At 58.0% G+C, this 21,703-nt stretch carries 21 protein-coding genes and 1 pseudogene; 11 read left to right on the forward strand and 11 right to left on the reverse strand.

The genetic code is table 11. From position 1 onward, the window contains the following. Positions 1-415, reverse strand: a 415-nt coding sequence (locus ACMWJS_RS22265; RefSeq protein ID WP_414747591.1) for a hypothetical protein, incomplete at its 3' end; no start/stop codon positions are given. A 569-nt stretch (positions 416-984) separates the two neighbouring features. On the opposite strand from ACMWJS_RS22265, the gene arsC reads away from it, so the two are divergent. Together arsC and ACMWJS_RS22275 are read left to right on the forward strand one after the other, a co-directional pair. Beyond that, positions 985-1,416, forward strand: a complete 432-nt coding sequence (arsC, locus tag ACMWJS_RS22270) for a glutaredoxin-dependent arsenate reductase (RefSeq protein ID WP_414747592.1) — start codon at positions 985-987, stop codon at positions 1,414-1,416. A gap of 118 nt (positions 1,417-1,534) precedes the next feature. Beyond that, the gene (locus tag ACMWJS_RS22275) at positions 1,535-2,305 is read left to right on the forward strand and encodes an SDR family NAD(P)-dependent oxidoreductase (RefSeq protein ID WP_414747593.1); all 771 of its coding nucleotides are present in this window, start codon (positions 1,535-1,537) and stop codon (positions 2,303-2,305) included. Here ACMWJS_RS22275 and ACMWJS_RS22280 read toward each other — a convergent pair. Then, positions 2,302-2,847 carry a TetR/AcrR family transcriptional regulator gene (locus tag ACMWJS_RS22280; RefSeq protein ID WP_063621261.1) on the reverse strand — a complete coding sequence of 182 codons (546 nt, stop codon included), beginning with the start codon at positions 2,845-2,847 and terminating at the stop codon, positions 2,302-2,304. The genes ACMWJS_RS22275 and ACMWJS_RS22280 overlap by 4 nt on opposite strands. An 81-nt stretch (positions 2,848-2,928) precedes the next feature. Between ACMWJS_RS22280 and ACMWJS_RS22285 the strand changes: the two genes are divergently transcribed. Beyond that, entirely contained in the window at positions 2,929-4,143 is a 1,215-nt protein-coding gene (locus ACMWJS_RS22285) for an MFS transporter (protein ID WP_414747594.1), read from the forward strand. Next, a complete protein-coding gene (locus ACMWJS_RS22290) occupies positions 4,133-4,945 on the forward strand; it encodes a Cof-type HAD-IIB family hydrolase (RefSeq protein ID WP_023617474.1) in 813 nt (270 codons plus the stop codon). The genes ACMWJS_RS22285 and ACMWJS_RS22290 overlap by 11 nt, the downstream gene beginning before the upstream one ends. Positions 4,946-5,004: 59 nt before the next feature. On the opposite strand, the gene ACMWJS_RS22295 is transcribed toward ACMWJS_RS22290, so the two are convergent. Beyond that, the gene (locus tag ACMWJS_RS22295) at positions 5,005-6,237 is read right to left on the reverse strand and encodes an MFS transporter (RefSeq protein ID WP_008503430.1); all 1,233 of its coding nucleotides are present in this window, start codon (positions 6,235-6,237) and stop codon (positions 5,005-5,007) included. A gap of 168 nt (positions 6,238-6,405) precedes the next feature. Between ACMWJS_RS22295 and ACMWJS_RS22300 the strand changes: the two genes are divergently transcribed. The 3 genes from ACMWJS_RS22300 to deoR all read left to right on the forward strand — a co-directional run bounded on the left by ACMWJS_RS22300 (position 6,406) and on the right by deoR (position 8,576). Beyond that, positions 6,406-7,134, forward strand: a complete 729-nt coding sequence (locus tag ACMWJS_RS22300; protein ID WP_334763155.1) for a phosphatase PAP2 family protein — start codon at positions 6,406-6,408, stop codon at positions 7,132-7,134. A gap of 7 nt (positions 7,135-7,141) precedes the next feature. Further along, entirely contained in the window at positions 7,142-7,750 is a 609-nt protein-coding gene (ybjG, locus tag ACMWJS_RS22305) for an undecaprenyl-diphosphate phosphatase (protein WP_069719551.1), read from the forward strand. A gap of 67 nt (positions 7,751-7,817) precedes the next feature. Beyond that, on the forward strand, positions 7,818-8,576 hold the full coding sequence (deoR, locus tag ACMWJS_RS22310; protein ID WP_008503427.1) for a DNA-binding transcriptional repressor DeoR: 759 nt from the start codon (positions 7,818-7,820) through the stop codon (positions 8,574-8,576). An 87-nt stretch (positions 8,577-8,663) separates the two neighbouring features. Here the strand turns inward: deoR and dacC are convergent, their stop codons facing one another. Beyond that, positions 8,664-9,869 (reverse strand): serine-type D-Ala-D-Ala carboxypeptidase, encoded by a 1,206-nt coding sequence (dacC, locus tag ACMWJS_RS22315; RefSeq protein WP_008501207.1) that lies wholly within the window; start codon positions 9,867-9,869, stop codon positions 8,664-8,666. Positions 9,870-10,110: 241 nt separating this feature from the next. On the opposite strand from dacC, the gene ACMWJS_RS22320 reads away from it, so the two are divergent. Next, positions 10,111-10,737 carry a glutathione S-transferase family protein gene (locus tag ACMWJS_RS22320; protein WP_023326978.1) on the forward strand — a complete coding sequence of 209 codons (627 nt, stop codon included), beginning with the start codon at positions 10,111-10,113 and terminating at the stop codon, positions 10,735-10,737. On the opposite strand, the gene ACMWJS_RS22325 is transcribed toward ACMWJS_RS22320, so the two are convergent. Beyond that, complete coding sequence (locus ACMWJS_RS22325) at positions 10,738-11,856, reverse strand: PQQ-dependent sugar dehydrogenase (protein ID WP_414747595.1); 1,119 nt, start codon at positions 11,854-11,856, stop codon at positions 10,738-10,740. 106 nt (positions 11,857-11,962) lie between these two features. Continuing rightward, positions 11,963-12,346 (reverse strand): biofilm formation regulator BssR, encoded by a 384-nt coding sequence (gene bssR / locus ACMWJS_RS22330; RefSeq protein ID WP_008501204.1) that lies wholly within the window; start codon positions 12,344-12,346, stop codon positions 11,963-11,965. A 216-nt stretch (positions 12,347-12,562) separates the two neighbouring features. Between bssR and rimO the strand changes: the two genes are divergently transcribed. Continuing rightward, positions 12,563-13,888: a 30S ribosomal protein S12 methylthiotransferase RimO gene (gene rimO, locus ACMWJS_RS22335; RefSeq protein ID WP_008501203.1), complete on the forward strand. Its 1,326-nt coding sequence runs from the start codon at positions 12,563-12,565 to the stop codon at positions 13,886-13,888. A 63-nt stretch (positions 13,889-13,951) separates the two neighbouring features. On the opposite strand, the gene gsiD is transcribed toward rimO, so the two are convergent. The 5 genes from gsiD to iaaA are packed head-to-tail and all read right to left on the reverse strand — an operon-like array spanning position 13,952 to position 20,174. Next, positions 13,952-14,863: a glutathione ABC transporter permease GsiD gene (gsiD, locus tag ACMWJS_RS22340; protein ID WP_021240948.1), complete on the reverse strand. Its 912-nt coding sequence runs from the start codon at positions 14,861-14,863 to the stop codon at positions 13,952-13,954. A 1-nt stretch (position 14,864) separates the two neighbouring features. Then, on the reverse strand, positions 14,865-15,785 hold the full coding sequence (gene gsiC, locus ACMWJS_RS22345) for a glutathione ABC transporter permease GsiC (RefSeq protein WP_104949039.1): 921 nt from the start codon (positions 15,783-15,785) through the stop codon (positions 14,865-14,867). Between the two features lie 5 nt (positions 15,786-15,790). Beyond that, complete coding sequence (gene gsiB, locus ACMWJS_RS22350; RefSeq protein ID WP_414747596.1) at positions 15,791-17,329, reverse strand: glutathione ABC transporter substrate-binding protein GsiB; 1,539 nt, start codon at positions 17,327-17,329, stop codon at positions 15,791-15,793. A gap of 23 nt (positions 17,330-17,352) precedes the next feature. Then, positions 17,353-19,224 (reverse strand): glutathione ABC transporter ATP-binding protein GsiA, encoded by a 1,872-nt coding sequence (gsiA, locus tag ACMWJS_RS22355; RefSeq protein ID WP_048027063.1) that lies wholly within the window; start codon positions 19,222-19,224, stop codon positions 17,353-17,355. 11 nt (positions 19,225-19,235) lie between these two features. Then, positions 19,236-20,174, reverse strand: coding sequence for a beta-aspartyl-peptidase (gene iaaA, locus ACMWJS_RS22360; RefSeq protein WP_048027619.1), 939 nt, complete (start codon positions 20,172-20,174; stop codon positions 19,236-19,238). 187 nt (positions 20,175-20,361) lie between these two features. Here iaaA and moeA point away from each other — a divergent pair, with 187 nt between their 5' ends. Beyond that, a complete protein-coding gene (gene moeA / locus ACMWJS_RS22365) occupies positions 20,362-21,594 on the forward strand; it encodes a molybdopterin molybdotransferase MoeA (protein WP_414747597.1) in 1,233 nt (410 codons plus the stop codon). A 1-nt stretch (position 21,595) separates the two neighbouring features. Continuing rightward, positions 21,596-21,703: pseudogene (locus ACMWJS_RS22370) on the forward strand (molybdopterin-synthase adenylyltransferase MoeB); the annotation flags it as partial.

Here is a 21,703-nt window from a genome sequence, read left to right on the forward strand (position 1 = left end):
CCATACTTGTATAAAATTTCTTTTTTTTATGAGTGAATATGCATCCATAATAATTTTTATCAATATGTTTGAGCAAGTAATAAAGAACTCTAAAGTAGCTACCATAATAAGAATCTAATTTATGCATTCGCTCATTTGCCGATATCAGATCTTTATCATCTGCAAACCCTAACACTTCTGATAATTTCCCTCCGAAATCGTTTCGCGAAAGAAGCGTATTCAATTGCTCGTTATGCTGTTCCAAAAGTAAAGAGAAGTTCCGTTCAAATGTATCTCTTTTATTATTTTTAGTTGAGATATACAGTGCAGCCATTACTGATGCAACAGTACCAAATGCAACGAAAAACTGAACTAAATCCTTATTATTAGCAGCTATATTCGTTAGCGTAGAAAAAAGCCATTCAAGTATATTCACTATAATACTCCTGATACAAAAAAAACAAAAAATCATTAAGAGGAAAAACAAAATCCATTCACTGTACGTTAAATCCCTACCTAGTAATCTTCTCAATACAAACCGCCACAAGCCATCTTAGAATTAAAAAATTATCCTCCAAACCAATAACATTGTAAATTATTGGGTGTGTTTTTTTACATGCCTACCCGAACTTTGTTAGGATTTAGCTATTAAACTAGAGATATTGCGTTAAAAATTTCGTGTAAAAGATCATTGTCATTCATACTGCTTAGATGAATACGATTTTGTAGCCTTAATGGTCTATGACCATGTTGCACAATTTTCTTCAAAACATGATTTATTTACATCCCATAGAATCCCTTTCAAATGACGACAGCTGTTAGCAATAAACCGTAATCGTCACTTCTCATCATTACACTAACCAATTGATTCAATGGCAATTGATTATTTTATTAATCCATTTGCGCAAATGGTTTTTGTTGCCTGAAATCGATAAACTAGCGATTACACAACGACATGCAGTATTAATACTCCGTCTCTCCCTGACACTGTAATGAGCCACCGCTATGAACCACATCACCATTTACCACAACCCCGCCTGCGGCACCTCGCGCAACACGCTGGAGATGATCCGCAACAGCGGCACGGAGCCAGAGATTATCCTCTATCTGGAAACCCCGCCGTCGCGCGATGCGCTGACCACCCTGATTGCCGATATGGGCATTTCGGTGCGGGACCTGCTGCGTAAAAACGTGGAGCCCTATGAACAGCTCGGCCTTGCCGAAGATAGCTTCACCGACGACCAGCTAATCGAGTTTATGTTGCAACACCCGATTCTGATTAACCGTCCGATCGTGGTCACACCGCTGGGCACCCGCCTGTGCCGCCCGTCAGAAGTCGTCCTCGACATCCTGCCGGATGCGCAGAAAGGGGCATTTACGAAAGAAGATGGCGAAGCGGTGGTGGACGCCTGCGGGAAAAAAATCTCACAAAAGTAACCCATTGATAATGGCACGGTAAGATCTGCCAACCGCATACCCCGCCCAACGGCTGAGTTGCATCCGCCGAAACCCGGCACATACTTTTGAGGGTTAAGTCTGGTGAGGGTATGCAGGCATGGGTCTTAAAAACAAAACCGCCGTCATCTTCGGCGGCAGCGGCGCTATCGGCAGCGCAACTGCGCGCGCTCTGGCGCGTGAAGGGGCAGATGTGTATCTCGCCGCACGCACCCACACCAGGCTGGAGCAGGCCGCCAGCAGCATTCGCGCCGCGGGCGGTTCTGCCCGCACGTTTGTTTTCGATGCGCTTGAGGAGTCCTCGCCGCTCCCCGACCTTGCCCGCATTGATATCGTCGTCAACGCCACGGGCTTTATGCACGATCAGGGCAAACGTCTTGAGGCATTAACGCTCGGCGAATTCCGTCAGGGCTTCGACCCTTTCCTGGCCGCGTACTTTAGCATTGCGAAAGCCGTGTCATCCCGCATGGGCGGCGAGCATGGCGGGACCATAATTACCGTCGTCGCCCCCGCCGCAAACATGACGATGGCGGGCCACCTCGGGCACATCGTCGGCTGCGCGGGAACGGAAGCCTTTACCCGGGCGCTTGCGGCGGAACTGGGGACTCAAAATATTCGTGTGCTGTGTCTGCGCTCGCACGCAATAGCCGACGCGGTGCAGGCGGGTTCGTATGTGGGTGCCATTTTCGCCGCCAAGGCGCAGGCGATGGGGATAACGGTTGAGCAATTTCTCGGCGGCGCCGCGCAAAGCACCCTGACGCATCGCCTGCCGACGCTGGCGCAGGTAGCAGACACGATTGCGTTTCTGGCTTCAGATACGGCAAGCGCAATGACGGGAACCACCGTCAACATGACCGCGGGCGCAACCTAGCTCTCGCCCGCAATCCTCCCCACCATCGCCCGAATCTCCTCCCGGGATAGCGGCGTCCGGTCAGTCACGTAGTGCAGCGTCATCCCTTCGATAAACGCATCCAGCGCGCGGGTGGTAACCGGGTCGAACCACTGCTCCAGCGTGGTCTGGCTCATCTTCATCCAGTCCTGCATCACCGTTTTGAGCGCCGCGCTGCGGTGCATAAAGGCGTAAAGCTGATACATCAGCGCCATGTTGTGCGGCGTGGTCACCTGCGAGCTGTGGATCAGGGTAGTGATGGATTCGCACGCCATTTCCGGCCCGGTGACGCCCGCAAAGAAATCCCGGTACTGCTGCGACATCTGGCGGGTAAACCACGTGAAGGCCTCCTCCAGCAGCGGCTCCATACCGTCGAAATAGTAGGTCATCGACCCCAGCGGCACACCCGCGCAGGTGGCGATTTTACGGTGCGTGACGGCGTGAATACCGTGTTCAGCAATGGTGTCGAGCGTCGCCTGCAGGATTTTCTCCCGGCGATGCGGATCGTTGGGTGGTCTGCTCATCAATTCCTCACCTGGTTTGTGTACAAATGTACACAAACTTGCTAGTGTTGTCGCTATTGTTGTACTTCTGGTGCTACCCCAATGACGCTGACCTCTCCCCGCAAAGCCCTGCAGCTCCGCATGTGGGCGCTGTTTATGTTCTTCTTTATTCCCGGTCTGCTGATGGCCTCCTGGGCCACGCGCACTCCCGCCATTCGCGACATTTTGTCCGTTTCTACCGCAGAAATGGGCATCGTGCTGTTCGGCCTGTCGATAGGCTCCATGAGCGGCATTCTCTGCTCCGCATGGCTGGTGAAGCGCTTCGGTACGCGGGCGGTGATCCGCACCACCATGTGCTTCGCGGTGTTCGGGATGATGGTGCTGAGCGTGGCGCTGTGGTTTGCCTCACCGGTGATGTTTGCGCTGGGGTTGACGGTGTTTGGCGGCAGCTTCGGCTCGGCGGAAGTGGCGATAAACGTTGAAGGGGCGGCGGTCGAGCGCGAGATGAACAAAACCGTGCTGCCGATGATGCACGGCTTTTACAGCCTCGGCACGCTGGCCGGGGCGGGCGTGGGGATGGCGCTGACGGCCTTCGGCATGACCGCGAATCTGCATATCCTGCTGGCGGCGGTGGTGTGCATTATTCCGATTCTGACCGGCATCCGGGCGATCCCGGACGGCACCGGCAAGAACGCCTCAGATGAACAGCATTCGGCCGAAAAAGGGCTGCCCTTCTACCGCGATTATCAGCTGATGCTGATTGGCGTGGTGGTGCTGGCGATGGCGTTCGCGGAAGGGTCCGCCAACGACTGGCTGCCGCTGCTGATGGTGGACGGTCACGGCTTTAGCCCGACCTCCGGCTCGCTGATCTACGCCGGGTTTACGCTGGGGATGACCGTCGGGCGCTTCACCGGCGGCTGGTTTATCGACCGCTACAGCCGCGTGGCGGTGGTGCGCGCCAGCGCCCTGCTCGGCGGGCTGGGTATCGCGATGATTATCTTTGTGGATGTGGACTGGATTGCAGGCGTCTCGGTGATCCTCTGGGGGCTGGGCGCGTCCCTCGGCTTCCCGCTGACCATCTCCGCCGCCAGCGACACCGGCCCGGATGCCCCGACGCGCGTCAGCGTGGTGGCGACAACCGGCTATCTCGCCTTCCTGGTCGGGCCGCCGCTGCTCGGCTTCCTCGGGGAGCACTTCGGGCTGCGCAGCGCCATGCTGGTGGTATTAGGGTTGGTGATCGTCGCGGCGCTGGTGGCGCGCGCGGTGGCAAAGCCGGAAACAAAACACACGACACTGGAGAAGGGATATGAGCGTTAAACTGATCGCCGTCGACATGGATGGCACATTCCTGAGTGATGCCAAGACCTACAATCGCCCGCGCTTTCTGGCGCAGTACGCGCGCATGAAGGCGCAAGGCATTCGCTTCGTGGTCGCCAGCGGCAACCAGTACTACCAGCTGATCTCCTTTTTCCCGGAGATTGCGCATGAAATTTCATTCGTCGCCGAAAACGGCGGCTGGGTCGTGAGTGAGGGTGAAGACGTCTTCAACGGTGAACTGTCGAAAGCCCATTTCGAGACCGTCGCGAACGTGTTAAACGACGTGCCGGGCATTGAGATCATCGCCTGCGGGAAGAGCAGCGCCTACACGCTCAAGTGCTATGACGAGGCCTTTAAGGCCATCGCGGCGAAGTACTATCACCGTCTGGAAATGGTCAGCGATTTCGACAACCTGAACGATATTTTCTTCAAGTTTGGGCTTAACGTGTCTGATGATGAAATTCCGCGTATTCAGGCGCTGCTGCATGAAAAACTCAGCGACATCATGGTGCCCGTCACCACCGGTCACGGCAGTATCGACCTGATTATCCCCGGCGTGCATAAAGCCAACGGCCTGCGGATCCTGCAACAGCGCTGGGGGATAGAGAACAGCGACGTGGTGGCCTTCGGCGACAGCGGCAACGACGTGGAGATGCTGCGCCAGTCAGGGTTCAGCTTTGCGATGGCGAATGCCAGACCGCATATCAAAGCGGCGGCGCGTTTTGAAGCGCCGCATAATAACGAGGAAGGCGTGTTGGATGTGATTGAGAAGGTGTTGAATGGGGAGGCACCGTTTAATTAACACAGCGCGGTCTGGTGCCCTCACCCTAACCCTCTCCCACCGGGAGAGGGAATAAACAGTTAAGGTTGCAGGGCGTTTCCGACGCGCTTGTCTTTCAGGAACACCACCATCAGGCCAACCCACAACACACCGTTGGCGAGGTTAAACAGACTGAACAGCCCGTTACCGCCCATCGCGTAGGCATGCTTGCTCACCTCGATACCGACGGTAAAAATCAGCATCTGCAGCATCCCCATCGCCGCGGAGACCGTGCCTTTACTCATCTCGCTGGCAAACAGCGTCAGGCGCACCAGCCCGGCGTTCGCCACGCCAATCCCGAAGGCGTAAATGCTGAGTCCTGCCGTCATCCATAAGTAAGCATGTGATGACGCGACGGTCGCCACCGCCGCCAGAATCAGCCCTGCGGCAATCGGCCAGCCGCCCATGATAATCAGTGAACGCACGGTGCGTCGTGACGTCAGACGTGCCAGCACCAGGTTGCCGATAATCAGCGCGCCAAAGATCGGCACCTGCAACAGGCCGTACTCGTAGCTGCTCAGCTTTTCACCGCTGATGATAATGACCGGTGACTGGGCAATCCACGCCAGCAGCGGCAGGCTAACGAACCCGGTCGCCAGCGCGCCCGCCACAAAGCGGCCATTCTTCAGCACTTCTTTGTAATCCCGCCCCAGCTCTTTCAGCGAGAGTTTCTCGCCTATGCGGGTGGCGGTTTCCGGCATTGCCCGGTGCAGACCAAAGAACGCGATGGCAGCGAGAACCGCAAAGAGCACAAACATCCCTTCCCACGGCGCAACATGCACCCATGCGGCGCCTACCAGCGGCCCGAGCAAGGGAGCGATCAGCGCCACGTTCGCCATCAGCGCGGTAATTTTGATACACACCGCCTCTTCAAACGACTCCTGAATGGCGGCATACCCCACGGCGCCGATAAAGCACAGGCTCACCCCCTGCAGGAAACGCAGCAGGGTAAATTGTTCAATGTTTTGCGCCAGCAGCGTGGCAAGGCAGGTGACGATAAACCACACCACGCCCGTCAGCATCACCGGACGACGGCCAATACGATCCGACAGCGGGCCTAACAGCCACTGCAAAAACATGCCGCCGGCCAGATAGGCGGTCATGGAGGTCGGTACCCACTCGATTCCGGCGTTGTACTGCGCCACCACGGCCAGCATCCCGGGCTGGATCATATCGTTACCGATATAGGTAGAAAATTCGTAGAGCACCAGACACAGAGGGAAAAGCAACGCCTGACGACCCAGACGTGAACCTGAAGAAGAACGGTTTAACATGCAATCTCTTTATAATGACAAAATCGCGACGAGTGTAATGAAATGCCGCAGCCCGAGATAGTGATTTATCGAGGATAAACAGAAATAAAGCACATATCGTCTTCGTTTAAGGTTTCCTTAATTTGACAGATTTATGATAGCCCCATTACTCGTCAACGACCCCAAATTATGGCACTCACCTCCAGTCGTTCAGAATTGTCTAAGTTACAGACAAATAAGACAAAACGCCTTTACCGCTTACCGGCCCGCTTTTATGGTTATCAGCTTTTCATACTGATAGCCCTTGCCGTGGTGTTTACGTGGCTATCGCGCAATGAAGCGCTCGACAGATGGGTAACCGGCTTCTGGTATGACGCGGCGACGCAGAGCTTCCCGCTGCAGAAAGACCACCTGCTGGATCTGCTCAACCATCGTCTGGCGAAGTACATCGCCATCGCCTTAGGCGCCGTGGCGCTGTTTTACGGCGCTTACAAGCGTAACACAAGGCTGGTGACGGCAGCGCTGCTGATGGGCGTTGGCGCGCTGGTGGTGGGCCTGCTGAAAAGCATGAGCCATCACAGCTGCCCGTGGGACCTGGTGGAATATGGCGGTAAGGCTGTCTCTTATCCCCTGTTTAGCGCCGCCCCTGCAGACAGCGGTCCGGGGCGCTGTTTCCCCGGCGGTCATGCCTCCAGCGGCTTTATGGTGATGGGGCTGTTTTTTGCCTTCTGGCGCGAGCGTCCGCGTCTCGCCTGGAGCTTCGTTGCGCTGGGCGTGGTGTTAGGTCTGGTGATGGGTTATGGCCAGATCATGCGCGGGGCACATTTTTTCTCTCACAACCTGTGGGCTGGGTGGTGGGTCTGGTTTTCTCAGGTGGTGGTCTACGGCCTTGTTTCCACCCGGTTTGCTAAAGAGTGATAACGCTATGCTAGAGAATCTGAATTATCAGCTGTTCTATCTGATCAATGCCACCCCGGCCTCGCCCGAGTGGATGATCGACTTTGCCACCTTTCTGGCAAAAGATCTGATCAGCATCGTGCCCGCGCTGGCCGCCATCCTCTGGCTGTGGGGACCTCGTAGCCAGGTGAAAGCGCAGCGCCAGCTGGTGATCAAAGTGGCGATGGCGCTGGGCGTGAGCGTTCTGGTGAGCTTCGTACTGGGTCATGTGTTCCCGCACGCCCGCCCTTTTGTTGCCCACGTGGGCTATACCTTCCTGCACCATGCGCCGGATGACTCTTTCCCGAGCGATCACGGGACGGTGATCTTCACCTTCGCGCTGGCCTTCCTGTTCTGGCATCGCCTGTGGTCAGGTGCGGTGCTGATGGTGGTCGCGGTGGCCATCGCCTGGTCTCGCGTTTATCTGGGCGTCCACTGGCCGCTGGACATGGTGGGTGGCTTCCTGGTGGGGCTGATTGGCTGCGTGAGCGCGGCTATCCTGTGGAGCCTTATCGGTGAGGCGCTCTATAGCGGGCTCTCTACCCTCTATCGCGCCATTTTCGCTATCCCGATCCGCAAAGGCTGGATACGTGACTAACCCCGACCTGACAGGTTACACTTGAACCCCCGCCCTGCGGGGGTTCACTTTTTTATCCCGAGGAACTATGGAAACACGTCGCGATGACCGCATTGCTCAGCTGCTTCAGGCGCTGAAGCGCAGCGATAAGCTGCATCTTAAGGAAGCCGCCAACCTCCTCGGCGTCTCAGAGATGACCATTCGTCGGGATCTGAACAGCGAGAGCGCGCCCGTCGTGCTGCTGGGCGGATACATTGTGCTTGAGCCACGCAGCGCCAGCCATTATCTGATCAGCGACCAGAAGACACGCCTGGTGGAGGAGAAACGCAAAGCCGCGCGGCTTGCGGCCTCACTGGTACAGCCGCACCAGACGCTGTTTTTTGACTGCGGTACCACCACGCCGTGGATTATCGAAGCCATCGACAGCAGCATCCCTTTCACTGCCGTGTGCTACTCCCTGAACACCTTTCTGGCGCTTCAGGAGAAACCCGAGTGCCGGGTGATCCTCTGCGGCGGTGAGTTTCACGCCAGCAACGCGATCTTTAAGCCGCTCAACCTGCAGGACACGCTCAGCAATCTCTGCCCGGATATCGCGTTTTATTCCGCCGCCGGCGTTAATGTGCGCCAGGGCGCAACCTGCTTTAATCTGGAAGAGCTGCCGGTAAAGCACTGGGCGTTAAGCGCCGCGCAGTATCATGTGCTGGTGGTCGATCACAGCAAGTTTGGTAAGGTACGTTCGGCAAGAATGGGCGAGCTGGCGCAGTTCGATGCCATCGTCAGCGATTGCCGCCCGGACGACGAGATTGTGGCCCACGCGAAGGCGCAGCAGGTGAAGTTAATGTATTGAGGTTATGCCGGGTGGCGGCTTCGCCTTACCCGGCCTACAACGGCTCGAACGTAGGCCGGGTAAGCGCAGCGCCACCCGGCAAAAAACTTAGCTAAACCAGCTGCCAAACCACCCGTGGAATTTCATCATCACGAAATCCCACATCCGGCTGAAGAAGCCGCCCTCTTCCACCGCTTCCATCACAATCAGCGGACGCTGTTCAATCGACTTACCGTTAAGCTGGAAATCAATCGTCCCGACCACCTGGCCCTTTTTCAGCGGAGCCGTAAGCTGCGGGTCAGTCAGGGTGTAGCTGGCCTTCAGGTTTTTCAGCTGGCCGCGCGGAATGGTCACCGAGCCCGCCTCACCCGCGCCCAGGTTCACTTCGCTCTTGTCACCAAACCAGACGCGCTGGCTGACGAACGTGGCATCCGGCTTAATCGGCGTCACGGTTTCATAGAAGCGGAAACCCCAGGTCAGCAGTTTTTCGGATTCGTTAAAGCGAATGCGGTCGGTTTTGGTGCCCAGCACCACTGAAATCAGGCGCATGTCGCCCTGCGTCGCGGAAGCCACCAGGTTGTAGCCTGCCCCCGCCGTGGTGCCGGTTTTCATCCCGTCCACATTGACGTTGCTGCTCCACAGCAGTCGGTTGCGGTTCGGCTGGCGAATTTTGTTGAAGGTAAACTCTTTCTCTTTGTGGATGGCGTATTCATCCGGCACATCGTGGATCAGCGCTTTCCCCAGCAGCGCCATGTCGCGTGCGGTGCTGAACTGACCCGGCGCATCCAGACCATGAACGGTTTTAAAGGTTGTATTGGTCAGGCCCAGCTTTTGCGCGTAGCCATTCATCAAACCAATGAAAGAATCCTGGCTGCCGGCAACGTAGTCGGCCAGCGCGATGCACGCATCATTTCCCGACTGAATAATCACCCCTTTATTCAGATCGGAAACGGAAACCTGATCGCCAGGCTTCAGGAACATCACGGAAGAACCCCGCAGCGCCGGGTTGCCGGTGGCCCACGCGTCCTTCCCGATGGTCACCATATCGTCCAGCTTGATCTTGCCCGCTTTCAGCGCCTGGCCCACCACATAGCTGGTCATGATTTTGGTCAGGCTTGCCGGATCGAGTTTCTCATCCGCATTCCCTTCCGCCAGCACTTTACCGCTGGCGTAGTCCATCAGGATCCAGGCGCGCGCATCCACTGGCGGCGCTTCGGGCGCAGCCTGTTCAGCTGCGTAGAGCGTTGGTGCAAACAGGAAAAGAAGCGCAGAGCCTGCCGCCAGGCTGCGCAGAGAAGTCATTTTACGCGTCATAAATGCCACCCGAGTGTCCATTCAAAAATTACGTCACATCACCGTGTCGCAAGAAGCGATGAGTAATAGCGCACTAAAACCGTTAAAGAAACCCAACGAGGGTAAAGTTATTAAAGTTTATGCAATAACATTCAGATACGCTTTGATTAAGACGATTTTTTTGTCTTCTGTTGCGTAATTGTTAGGTTTATCTCACCATGGCGAAAGGCTGACTCGGATTCACATCTCATCGGGAGTAAATATGATTACGCTGTGGGGCAGGAATAATTCGACCAACGTTAAGAAAGTGCTCTGGACGCTGGAAGAGCTGGATTTACCGTTCAATCAAATCATGGCTGGCATGGCGTTCGGCGTGAACAAAGAGGCCGACTATCTGGCCATGAACCCGAATGGCCTGGTGCCGCTGCTGCGCGATGATGAAACAGACGCGACGCTTTGGGAGTCCAACACCATTGTGCGTTACCTCGCCGCCCAGTACGGTCAGGGCCGCCTGTGGGTTGAGAATCCCGCCCGGCGCGCTCAGGGCGAAAAGTGGATGGACTGGGCAAACCAGACGCTGTCCCCAACCCACCGCGTGATCCTGATGGGGCTTATCCGCACGCCGGAAGCTGAACGCGACTATCCTGCGATTCACGCCGCGCAGGATGCCTGCGAAAATCTGTTTGCGATGATGGATGACGAGCTGGCGAAGCACGCCTGGTTCTCCGGCGAGGCGTTCGGTACAGGCGATATCGCCGTGGCGCCATTCGTCTGGAACCTGACCAACATGGGCCTGAAGTGGACGCCGCGCCCTCACCTTGAGCGCTGGCTTAAACAGCTGAGCGATCGCCCGGCTTACCGTAACGTCGTGATGATCCCGGTCACCTGATTACGCGCCGGACGGGCTGACTTTCAACAGTTGCCCGTCCGTCTCGTCGGTCAGGACATACAGATACCCATCCGGCCCCACCCGCACGTCGCGAATACGCTGATCCCGGTCGCCCAGAATGCGCCCGTCCTCCGTCACCTTGTTTCCCTCCACGCTCAGCACGATCACGTCCTTCTCCTTCAGTGCGCCGATAAACAGCTTGTTTTTCCACTGCGGGAAGACGTCACTGTTGTAAAACGCCATGCCGCTCACCGCGGGTGAGACTTTCCAGACGAACAGCGGCTTCTCGGTGCCCTCAACGTGCTCGCCTTTGGCTTCCGGGATTTTCAGGCCGCTGTAGTTAATGCCGTGCGTGGCCAGCGGCCAGCCGTAGTTCTTACCTTTCTCCGGAATGTTGATCTCATCCCCGCCGCGCGGGCCATGCTCGTTCAGCCACAGCGTGTCGCTCCAGGGGTTCATCGCCATCCCCTGCGGGTTGCGAATGCCGTAAGACCAGATTTCGGGTCGCGCACCGGGGGTATTCACGAAGGGGTTATCCGACGGGACTTTCCCGTCTTCGGTGAGGCGCACCACTTTACCCTGCAATTTATCCAGATCCTGCGCCGTCGGACGCTGATTGTTCTCGCCGAGTCCAATAAAGAGAGAGCCTTTACCGTCGAACACCATCCGCCCGCCAAAATGGTTACCAGTTGAGAGTTTCGGCATCTGACGGAACGCCACCTGGAATCCTTCGATGCGGGAATAGTCGTCGCTCAGACGGCCATAGCCCACCGCCGTTCCGGCTTTGCCGTCATGCCCGGCCTCGGCGTAGCTCAGCCAGACGCGGCGCGACTTCTCAAAATCCGGCGCCAATACCACATCCAGCAATCCTCCCTGACCGTTTGCCCAGACCTTCGGTACGCCGACAATCGGATCGGAGAGCCCTTTTCCGGCCTGCCAGCGTTTGAGCTGACCGCCCTTCAGGGTCACCAGCAGCCCGTCATTATCCGGCAGGAACGCCAGGGACCAGGGGTGATCGAGTCTGTTTTGCAGCACCTCGACCTTCACTGCCTCTGGCGCAGCAAGAAGTGAAAACGAAATAAATAACGCAGGCAGGGAAATCAGCGAGGATCGAGGCATAACGCGCTCCTTTATCGGCATATGGCATAAAGATTAGCCACTGCGTCCGGGCGCGTTATCACTTTTACAAAAGCTTAAGCTGAAGGGGGAGTTGCCTCCCCCGGGATCAGTGTTGTTCGAGCTGTTTGTGCTCGTTCAGACACATGATGCATAGAGAGAGCGTTGTCAGGCAGTTTTCAAGCTTCTCCGCGTTTACGGCGATAAAGTTCGGGCAGTCGTGGCGTCCGTTCATCAGACACACCCCTGCGATGGAGAGCACTTCGGTGGCGCGGCGCAGCGCGATTTCTTCGCTTTCGCCGCCGTTCGCCTTCAGGGTCGGTGCTTTTTCACGCATGAAATTACACAGTTCAAACAGGTTATCACGCAGATGTTCGCTTTCGCTGACTGACATATACCCTTTTGCCTTCCTCAACTGCAGGTACGCGGCCAGGTCGATTCGGGCGTTGATCAGCTTGTTCAGCAGATCGCGTTTTAGTCTGTCAACGGTCATGCTCTTTCCTCCTCTGTCAGCCATGGTGCATAGTCAGGATAAGTACATTTTTTGTACAGTTTAATGCCTGGGATCAATTTTTATTAACTGATTAACATTATTTACAATGTTACAACCTCGGCCCGACGCATCCGCCTTGCAAAGAGTGTATAAATCCCCCGCGATACGCTGTAAAATCCCGCCCTGATAACTCCATAATTGATGAATTTTTAACCTATGAGCAATGTTACGCACCAGCCGAAAATCGGCTTCGTCTCCCTGGGCTGCCCGAAAAACCTGGTGGATTCAGAACGCATCCTGACCGAACTGCGCACCGAGGGCTATGACGTGGTGCCAAGCTACGACAACGCCGATATGGTGATTGTTAACACCTGCGGGTTTATCGACAGCGCGGTCCAGGAGTCACTGGAAGCCATCGGTGAAGCGCTGACCGAAAACGGCAAAGTGATCGTGACCGGCTGTCTGGGCGCGAAAGAAGACCAGATCCGCGAAGTGCACCCTAAGGTGCTGGAGATCACCGGCCCGCACAGCTACGAGCAGGTGCTGCAACATGTTCATCACTACGTGCCAAAACCAAAACACAACCCGTTCCTGAGCCTGGTGCCGGAACAGGGCGTGAAGCTGACGCCGCGCCACTACGCGTACCTGAAGATTTCCGAAGGCTGTAACCATCGCTGCACCTTCTGCATCATCCCGTCCATGCGTGGCGATCTGGTGAGCCGTCCCATTGGCGAAGTGCTTGCTGAAGCCAAACGTCTGGCCGACGCGGGCGTGAAGGAGTTGCTGGTCATCTCCCAGGATACCTCTGCCTACGGCGTGGACGTGAAGCACCGCTCCGGTTTCCACAATGGCGAGCCGGTGAAAACCAGCATGGTGGGCCTGTGCGAGCAGCTGTCTAAACTCGGTATCTGGACGCGTCTGCACTACGTCTATCCGTACCCGCACGTTGACGACGTCATCCCGCTGATGGCGGAAGGCAAGATTCTGCCGTACCTGGACATCCCGCTGCAGCACGCGAGCCCGCGTATCCTGAAGCTGATGAAGCGCCCTGGCTCCGTTGACCGCCAGCTGGCGCGCATCAAGCAGTGGCGTGAGATCTGCCCGGACCTGACCCTGCGCTCCACCTTTATCGTCGGCTTCCCGGGTGAAACCGAAGAAGACTTCCAGATGCTGCTCGACTTCCTGAAAGAAGCGCGTCTGGACCGCGTAGGCTGCTTCAAGTACAGCCCGGTGGAAGGCGCAACCGCCAACGAGCTGGCGGACCAGGTGCCGGAAGAGGTGAAAGAGGAGCGCTGGAACCGCTTCATGCAGTTGCAGCAGCAGATCTCTGCCGAGCGTCTGCAGGAGAAAGTGGGCCGTGAAATCATGGTTATCATCGACGAAGTGGACGAAGAAGGCGCGATTGGCCGCAGCATGGCGGACGCCCCTGAAATCGACGGTGCGGTGTACCTGAATGGCGAAACCAACGTTAAGCCGGGTGATATTATTCGCGTGAAGGTTGAAAACGCCGACGAATATGACCTGTGGGGTAGCCGGGTTTAATCGCCCCACTCCGCTTTTGTAGGCCGGGTAAGGCGTAGCCGCCACCCGGCACATTTCACTGCACTACCCCTTTATCCTCGGATCCAGCGCGTCGCGCAGCCCGTCACCTAACAGGTTAAACGCCAGCACGGTCAGGAAAATCGCCAGGCTCGGGAAAATCGCCACGTGCGGCGCAATCACCATATCGGCCCTCGCCTCGTTCAGCATCGCGCCCCACTCCGGCGTCGGAGGCTGTGCTCCTAACCCCAGAAACGACAGGCTGGCCGCCGAGATAATCGACACGCCGATACGCATGGTGAAATAGACCACGATGGACGACACCGTCCCCGGCAGAATATGGCTGAAGAGGATGGTCGCATCGCTGGCCCCCATACTGCGGGCCGACTCGATAAAGGTCTGCTGTTTCAGCACCAGCGTGTTGCCGCGCACCAGGCGGGCAAAGGCCGGAATCGAAAACACCGCGACCGCGATGATGACGTTGGCCATGCCGCTGCCCATGATCGCCACCACGGCAATTGCCAGCAGAATGCCGGGGAAGGCAAACAGCACGTCGCAGATGCGCATGATGATGCGGTCCCACCAGCCTTCGTAATACCCGGCAACCAGCCCCAGCACGATCCCGATGGCCGCGCCGATCAGCACCGCGAACACCCCGGCGGCGAGCGAGATCTGCGCCCCTACCAGTACCCGGCTAAAGATATCCCGCCCGAGGGAATCCACGCCGAACCAGTGGAGCATCGAGGGCCCGTCGTTCAGGCGGTCGTAGTCAAAATAATTTTCCGCATCAAACGGCGCCACCCACGGCGCCACGATCGCCACCACAATCAGCAGCAGCACGAACAGCCCCGCCGTCATCGCGACCGGCTGACGGCGGAAACGCCGCCAGAATTCAGACCACGGGGTGCGGATGTGGTCCGGTTTTAGCCCCGGCATGGCGTTTAAAACGGCCTGACGTCGCCAGTTCAACAATCGCATCTTACTTATACCTGATGGCCGGGTTAATGGCAGCGTAGAGCACGTCCACCACTAAGTTGATAAGAATAAACTCCAGCGAGAAAAGCAGCACTTCCGCCTGGATCACCGGGTAGTCGCGCATCTCGACGGAATCGACCAGCAGACGTCCCAGCCCCGGCCAGTTGAAGACCTTTTCCACCACGATAGAGCCGCCCAGCAGGAAGCCAAACTGAAGCCCCATCATCGTCACGACCGGGATCATCGCATTGCGGAACCCGTGCTTGAGGATGACCCACTTCTCGCTGACCCCTTTCGCCCGCGCGGTGCGAATATAATCTTCGCTCAGCACGTCAACGAACGAGGCGCGGGTAAAGCGGGCCATCACCGCCGACACGGCAGCCCCCAGCGTCATCGAGGGCAGAATGTAATGCTTCCAGGTATCGGCCCCGACGGTGGGCAGCCAGCCCAGCTCAACGGAAAAGATCTGCATCAGCAGCATTCCCAGCGCGAACGCCGGGAAGGAGATGCCGGTCACCGCCAGCGCCATGCCGAGCTTGTCCGGCCAGCGGTTACGCCAGACGGACGCCACAATCCCGGCGCCAAGTCCGAACACCACGGCCCAGCTCATGCTGGCTATCGTTAACCAGAACGTGGGCATAAAGCGGCTGGCGATCTCCTCCGACACCGGACGACGCGAGACCATCGAGATGCCAAAGTCACCCTGCAGAACGTTGCCAATATAGTGCAGAAACTGCATATAAAGCGGCTGGTCAAGACCCAGCTGTTTACGCACCAGCTCAATGACCGTGGCATCCGCTTCGGGCCCGGCAACCAGACGCGCCGGATCGCCCGGCAGCATATGGACAAACAAAAACACCAGCACCGCCACAATCAACAGCGTCGGGATAAGCCCCAGCAGGCGTTTACAAACATAGTTCAGCATGGGCGTTATTTTAAATCCGCATCGTCAAAGCTAAAGCCCGTATCCGGCATGATGTAGAACCCGGTCAACGCTTTGTTATGGGCTGACACCAGTTTCTCCACCACCAGCGGCACCCACGGCGACTCTTTCCAGATGATGTCCTGCGCGTCCTTGTAGAGGCGTGCTTTCTCCTCCGGTTTGGTGGTTTTCAGCGCATCGGCAAGGTCTTTGTCCACCTGCGGGTTGCTGTAGAACGCGGTATTGAACAGGGTTGGCGGCCAGTTCTGCGAGGCAAACAGCGGCGAGAGCGCCCAGTCGGCTTCACCGGTCGAGGCCGACCAGCCGGTGTAGAACATCCGCACGCCGCTCTCTTTCTGCCCTTTCCCCTCGACCTCTGCCGCACGCTGTCCGGCATCCATCGCGGTCACCTGCGCCTTGATACCCACCTGCGCCAGCTGCTGCTGGGTGAACTGCAGCACCTTCTGGGCGGTACTGTGATTATGCGACGACCACAGCGTGGTGCTAAAGCCGTTCGGATAGCCCGCCTCTTTCAGCAACTCGCGCGCTTTAGCCGGATCGTACGGCCACGGCTGATAGATTTGCGCATACGCGATAGCCGGCGGCAGCACGCCGGTGGCCGGGGTGGCGTAGCCCGCAAAAGCGACCTTCACCAGCGCCTGACGGTTAATGGCATAGTTAATGGCTTCGCGCACCTTCGGGTTATCGAACGGCTTTTGCGTAACGTTCATGCTGATGTAGCGCTGCATGATCGACGGGCTGGCGACCAGCTCCAGCTTGCTGTTTTTCTCCAGAATGGCGGCCTGCTCATACGGCACAGGGAAGGCAAACTGCGCCTCGCCGGTTTGCAGCATCGCGGCACGGGTGTTGTTGTCCACCACCGGGCGCCAGGTGATGGTGTCCAGCTTCGGCAGCCCTTTCTGCCAGTATCCCGCATATTTCTTCACCTTCACAAAATCGGTCTGGTTCCAGGTGACCAGCTCGTACGGACCGGTACCGACCGGGTGGAAGCCGATCTCCTTGCCGTATTTCTTCAGCGCGGCAGGGGAAATCATTGCCGTCGCCGGATGCGCCAGAATATTGATAAACGCAGAGAACGGCTCTTTCAGGGTGATTTTTACCGTCGTCGGGTCAACCACCTCGGTTTTGGCGATGTTTTTATAGAGGTTATAACGCTTAAGGCTGTTTTCAGGATTGCTGGCGCGATCGAGGTTAACCTTCACCGCGTCTGCATTAAAGTCGGTGCCGTCCTGGAACTTCACCCCGGTTTTGAGCTTAATGGTGTACACCAGCCCGTCATCCGAAACGGTGTACCCCTCCGCCAGCACGTTTTTAAGCTTCATCTCTTTATCCAGGCCAAACAGGCCCTGGTAGAACGATTTCGCCACCGCCTGGGAGAGCGTGTCGTTAGCGTCATACGGATCCAACGTCGTGAAGTTAGAGCCGACAGCGACCACCACATCTTTGGCAGCGAACGCGGGGGCAGCGGCCAGGGCTGCCGTCACGCTCGCGGCTAACAACCATCTACGCGCTACAAATGTAACCATTATGTTCTCCTGCCTGTTGAAAGTTATAACCGCGAAAAAGCATTGTCCTGACGCGGGGGAGCCACGAAATGACCCGGCCCGACCTCACGCAACGCCACGCGCTCTACGGCCTCGCCGCGTTTACGAATATTGCTCGGCATTTCATCCTGCAGCAGCACGCGCTGGCCGTGACGATGCGCCGGATCGGCGACCGGGACCGCCGCGATGAGCTTGCGGGTATACGGGTGCTGTGGGTTCTCGAACACCGCTCTTCGCGGACCGATTTCCACAATTTGCCCCATAAACATCACCGCCACCCGATGGCTGATGCGCTCAACCACTGCCATGTCGTGCGAGATAAACAGGAAGGCGATCCCCATATCCCGCTGTAAATCCAGCAACAGATTGATGATTTGCGCCCGGATAGAGACATCCAGCGCCGAGACGGATTCATCCGCAATCACCACTTTCGGGTTCAGCGCCAGCGCGCGGGCGATGCAGATACGCTGCCGCTGTCCGCCGGAAAACTCGTGCGGATAACGCCAGGCGTGTTCCGGCTTCAGGCCAACGCGCTCCAGCAGCCAGGCGACGCGACGCTGCGCCGCCTCGCCGTCGAGCAGGTTATGCACCCGCAGCGGCTCCATGATCGAATACCCCACCGTATGGCGCGGATCGAGGGAGGCATACGGATCCTGGAAAATAAACTGAATATCCCGCCGCACCGCCTGCAGCCTGCTGTCCGGAAGGGTATCAATGCGCTCGCCGTTAAAGGTAATGCTGCCCTCCTGAGAGGCCACCAGACGGAGCAACGCGCGCCCGGTCGTGGATTTACCGCAGCCGGACTCCCCCACCAGCGCCAGCGTTTCGCCCGGCCAGAGATCGAAGCTGACGTTTTCCACCGCGTGCACTTCGCGCTTCACCCTGTTCAGTACACCGCTACGCAGCGGAAAACGCGTGACCAGATTGCGCACTTCCAGAATGGGCTTGCCCGGCACCACGGTGTCCTGCTCGCGTTCCTCCTCCTGCGGCTCAGACGCCGCCAGGGAAATCAGCGGAAAACGACGCGGCAGATCGCTGCCGTTCATCGCCCCAAGACGCGGAACCGCCGCCAGCAGCGCTTTGGTGTAGGGATGCGCGGGCGCGTGAAAAATCTGCTCAACCGTGCCGGTTTCGACCGCGCTGCCCTTGTGCATCACCAGTACGCGATCGGCGATATCGGCGACCACGCCCATATCGTGGGTGATAAAGATCACCCCCATCTCCATCTCCTGCTGCAGCACGTTGATGAGCTGCAGGATCTGCGCCTGAATCGTCACGTCCAGCGCCGTCGTCGGCTCATCGGCAATCAGCACCGCCGGACGGCACGAGAGCGCCATGGCGATCATCACCCGCTGGCGCATGCCACCGGAAAGCTGATGCGGGTAGCGGCCGAGAATGGCCTGCGCCTCCGGAATGCGTACCAGCTCCAGCATGCGTCTGGCTTCCCTGAGCGCCTCATCACCGCTCAGCCCCTGATGCAGGCGGATGGACTCGGCAATTTGTTCCCCCACCGGGAACACCGGGTTCAGGGAGGTCATCGGCTCCTGGAAGATCATCGCAATATCCGCCCCGCGCACGCCCTGCATCTGCGCGCCGCTCAGCTCGTTTAAATCAATGACCTGGCGGTTACGGCGGCGCAGCAGCATTTTCTCGCTGCTGATTTGACCGCCCGTCTGTTCCAGCAGGCGCATCAGCGCCAGCGCGGTGACCGATTTCCCAGAGCCGGACTCGCCAACAATCGCCAGCGTCTCGCCGCGCCTGAGCGTGAACGATAAATTCTGTACTGCGGGGATGAACTGCCGCTCTTCCTGAAACGCAATATTCAGCTGATGGACAGCCAGCACTTCGCGGTTGTCCAGCTCTTCACTGTGCGGCACGCGCTGCCCCCTTATTCACGATAGATCCCCGTGCTCGGCTCATCGCCGGCATAGCCCCAGGCGCGGTACATGCCTTCACTGTTGAACGGCAGGGCCACGTTGCCCTCACGATCCACCGCAATGAGGCCGCCGATGCCGCCCAGGGCAGGTAATTTTTCCATCACCACGCGCTCGCAGGCCTCGCTCAGGCTTAAGCCGCCGTAATCCATCAGCGCGGTAATGTCATAGGCCGCGAGAGCGCGGATAAACACTTCTCCGGTGCCGGTACACGACACCGCCGCCGTCGCGTTATTGGCATAGCAACCCGCGCCAGGCAGCGGGCTATCACCCACGCGTCCGGGCAGCTTGTTGGTCATCCCGCCCGTGGAGGTTGCCGCCGCGAGATTCCCGGCTTTATCCAGCGCCACCGCGCCCACCGTGCCCATTTTGCTGCGCTCATCCAGCGGCGCAGTATGATCAAGCTGCGTCATGCCCGCCGAACGGGCGTCCAGCAGCTGCTGATAGCGGGCTTCCGTGGAAAACAGGTCAGGCGAGACCGGCTCCATTCCGTGTTCGAAGGCAAACCTCTCCGCCCCCGCGCCCGTCAGCAGCACGTGCGGGCTCTCTTCCATCACCAGACGCGCGGCCAGCACCGGGTTACGCAGGTGGCTGACGCCTGCCACGGCCCCCGCTTTCAGGGTGATACCGTCCATGACGCAGGCATCCAGCTCGTGCGTTTCATCCCGGGTAAAGACCGAACCAATCCCCGCATTAAATAACGGGCACTCTTCCAGCAGACGCACCGCCTCGGTGACCACATCCAGCGCGCTCTCGCCCGCTTCCAGCATTTTCTGGCCCGTTTCCACAATGGCGTACAGCGCGTCGATGTAGCGTTTTTCCTGCTCAGAAGTGAGCTGTGCACGGGTGATTGCCCCGGCCCCGCCATGAATTGCGATTACCGCCTTAACCATTCGCATCACCCGTTAGCCTGTTTTGCGGCTTTTTCTATAAATATCATTATCGTCGACGAAACTTCAGATGATTTTTGAATATAGAAAGACGTAACAGTGATGTAAAGCGTGCACCCTTCGGTCATACAGTTAGCCGCACTTTTCTGCCATAATGGACGCTTTCGTTGTTACTCCGCAGGAGCCCACCATGGATTTTACCGCCGGACTGATGCCGCTTGAGACGGCACTCACGCAGATGCTTGACCGAGTTTCCCCGCTGCATGACGTTGAGACGCTGCCCCTCGTGCGCTGTTTTGGCCGTATTGCCGCACGCGATATCGTCTCTCCGCTCAACGTGCCGGGGTTTGATAACTCCGCGATGGACGGTTACGCGGTACGCCTGGCGGATCTCCAGACGGGTAACGCCCTGCCGGTGGCGGGTAAAGCCTTTGCGGGTCAGCCGTTTAGCGGCGAATGGCCTGCGGGCACCTGCGTGCGCATCATGACCGGCGCGCCGGTTCCGCCAGGCTGCGACGCCGTGGTGATGCAGGAAGAGACCGAACAGACCGACGACGGCGTGCGTTTTACCGCCAGCGTCAAAGCGGGCCAGAACATCCGTCGCACGGGCGAAGACATTACCCTCGGCGCGACGGTCTTTGCCGCCGGGCAAAAGCTGACGGTGGCGGAGCTGCCGGTGCTGGCCTCGCTCGGCATCGCGGATATCGACGTGATCCGTAAAGTGCGCGTCGCCGTTTTCTCCACCGGCGACGAGCTGCAGCTTCCGGGCCAGCCGCTGCAGGACGGCCAGATTTACGACACCAACCGCCTGGCGGTACACCTGATGCTGGAGCAGCTGGGCTGCGAGGTGATTAACCTCGGCATCATTCCTGACGATCCGGAAAAACTGCGCGCGGCGTTTATCGAGGCGGATAAATCCGCCGACGTGGTCATCAGTTCCGGCGGCGTCTCCGTGGGCGAAGCGGATTACACCAAAACCCTTCTTGAAGAGCTGGGTGAAATCGCCTTCTGGAAGCTGGCGATCAAGCCGGGCAAGCCGTTCGCGTTTGGCAAGCTTTCACACAGCTGGTTCTGCGGCCTGCCGGGCAACCCGGTCTCGGCGGCACTCACCTTCTACCAGCTGGCGATCCCGCTGCTGGCGAAGCTTTCCGGCAACAAGGCCAGCCCGCTGCCGGAACGCGTGCGCGTGCGTGCTGCCACGCGGTTGAAAAAATCACCGGGCCGTCTCGATTTCCAGCGCGGCATTCTGACCCGCGGTGGGGACGGCGAGCTCGAAGTGAGCACCACCGGACATCAGGGCTCGCACATTTTCAGCTCCTTCAGTCTGGGCAACTGCTTCATCGTGCTGGAGCGCGAGCGCGGCAACGTGGAAGCCGGCGAATGGGTTGAGGTCGAGCGCTTTAACCACCTTTTTGGAGGCTGACATGACGGTGGAGCTGAGCGACCAGGAGATGATGCGCTACAACCGCCAGATCGTGCTGCGCGGGTTTGACTTCGAGGGTCAGGAAGCGCTCAAGGCGGCCAGCGTGCTG

Source organism: Enterobacter sp. HK-058-C-ECC, assembly GCF_047531125.1.
Lineage (GTDB): Bacteria > Pseudomonadota > Gammaproteobacteria > Enterobacterales > Enterobacteriaceae > Enterobacter > Enterobacter quasiroggenkampii.